General features: G+C 66.3%; 1 protein-coding gene. It reads right to left on the bottom strand.

All coding sequences use genetic code 11. The annotated features are described in order from the left end of the window. Positions 1 to 755: 755 nt before the first annotated feature. Positions 756 to 1,874 (bottom strand): hypothetical protein, encoded by a 1,119-nt coding sequence (locus KIK08_RS38655; RefSeq protein ID WP_214408270.1) that lies wholly within the window; start codon positions 1,872 to 1,874, stop codon positions 756 to 758. Positions 1,875 to 2,272 lie beyond the last annotated feature (398 nt).

The raw sequence follows: 2,272 nt of genomic DNA on the forward strand, positions 1-2,272 counted from the left end.
GACCCGGCCCGGGGCGCCCGCTCGGCTCCCGCAACCACCGACCAGCACCCAGCCACGATGTCGGGAAAACGGTCAAACGCGACCGCACCATCACCGCTCACCAGCAGCGCACAGGTTAAAGATCAAGCTTAGGATCGTGCTCGGGTTGCTGGCGGTCATGGCGGGAACCGCCTGGTGGGCGGGTGCGCTCGGCACGGTCGTCACGCTGCTCATCGACGTCGGTCCGTTCATCCTGCTCACGGTGGCGGCGGTGGCTGGGGTACGTGCCGTGGCGCCGCGCGGAAGGCTGATCGGCCCTATGGCGTTGCTTGCCGGCGGCACGACGTGGCTTCTCGCGCGCTACGACGTATTGCCAGCGATACAGATGGATACGCTTCCGGCGGCCGGGCTCATAGTAGGAGGGTTTGTCGTGGCTCTTGTCAGCGGCGGATCGTCGATGATCGACCAGGTGCGGCGCTATCGCTCATTTGTGTTCGATCGCAGTCCTGCCCCCCTCGCCGGGACGGCGCCGTCGCAGATCTCGATGATGGCGATACTTTCCTGCCTCCGTCTCGACCTTGGAGCCGCCGAGTTTCCCCCGACGCATGCCGTTCAGTTCGACGTCACGCTATTCGGGGGACGCGTCGAGATCGTCGTGCCGGCGGGCTGGACCGTCACCGCCGGTCGGATCCACGCTCGGGCTATAGGTTACGAGGGTTCGTTAGACCTGATCCTGCTGACACAAGAACAGCAGGACCAGCAGCGGCACGCGGTAGTCAACGTCCTGGGCTGGTGGGGGGCGATTCATCTGAGCGCTCGTCGTCGGGCTGATCGGGCTCGTCGGCGGAGGGCTCATCGGCGGGATCCGGGTCCGCCTGCTCCGGGGTCGGGAACGTGATGTCCTTGTATATTGCGTGGTCGTACGACTGATCGGAGATTCCGCAGTCGGCGGCTTGCCCACGTTGCTGGAGGAACTCGGTCAGCTGGGTGTTCAGCTCCCATTCCTCGTCGGCCGTCTCGGGCAACCTGTAATGCAGGGCTCGTATCAGATCGAAGCGGTGCAGATCAAACGCCGCGGCGAAAAGTGCGCCGTGGCTCGCTGCCGCCCGGAGTGCGCCTCGGTACGAGACAACTGCGAGGACGAGTGCAGCCACGGGGATCAGGCTCCAGGCGTCGGATCGCAGCACAATCAGTGGCGCCGTCGCGATGAGGATGAGGGCAAAGCTGACACACATCGATGCCCCCAAGGTGATGGCGTCGAGTTGGCGCGTCATCGATTCCTGGAGTGGCTTCGAGATCGACGGATACATCCGCGGGTACACGGTCAAAGCGTCCAGGCCGTAGCGGCTTCCGGCAGCATCCTCAGCCCCGCGCAGAATGTTGCCGAGCAGCGTCGGCATCACCCGCTCGGCGTCCTCCGGATACTGAGCTCGGCGGGCAATGGCCCGAGCGCCGATCCGTTGGGCAACTTGCTCGGCACGAACATGACGAACCACGTCCGCCGACCGGCTCGATGCCGGCGGTGCTGCCCTCGCCCCGCTCCGGAGAGCCGCGGTGTGTAGGCGCCGCCGGTGCAACTCGGCGGCAACGGCGCCAACCGGGCCGGCGACCGCACCCTGACCCCAATAGCCTTCAAGGAACTGGACGAGCGCCAGCTGGAACGGCTGAATGACCACTCCGGCCAGAAACAACCCGAACACGAGGAGGATCGTCTGCACCGGATCGCCGATGTGGTCAGCGACCGCGTCCAGCGTGACCGGTCCCCCACCGTACGCACCTGACCACGCCGCGCCCAGCACCACCCCGACCAGCAGCACACCCGGCATGACGTTAACCAGGCTGAAGCGCGCGCCGCCGAGGGCCTTCGACCCCGCCGCTACCAGACCCGTCAGCACCGCAACTACCGTGCCCGCGGCGGGTTCCGCCGCCGTTTCATCCGATGCCCGTCCACCGTGCAGTAGGGCCAGTTCTCCCAGGTGGCCGCCACCCGCCGCCTGACCGTCTTGCCGCACTCTTCACACTCGTAGACGACTGATGTGCCCCGGCCTCGACCCGGCGAGCCGACAGACGGATCGATGGGGCTGAGCAGCAAGAGGATCACGACCTGATGCAACGGCCCGAACACGGGCCGCGTGCGCGCACCCCCCATCGCGCCCTCCTCAGTCAACTAGCCCGGCGCTTTCATGCCGGTATGGCCGCGGAGGTGTGTCGAACAGCTGAGAGGTGCTCCTGAGCAGCAAGGATGTGACTTGCGAAGGTCCACATCCGCCACGAACCAGGAGCACCTCTCAGG

The sequence above is a fragment of the Pseudonocardia lacus genome, assembly GCF_018531445.1.
In the GTDB taxonomy this organism is placed as follows: domain Bacteria; phylum Actinomycetota; class Actinomycetes; order Mycobacteriales; family Pseudonocardiaceae; genus Pseudonocardia; species Pseudonocardia lacus.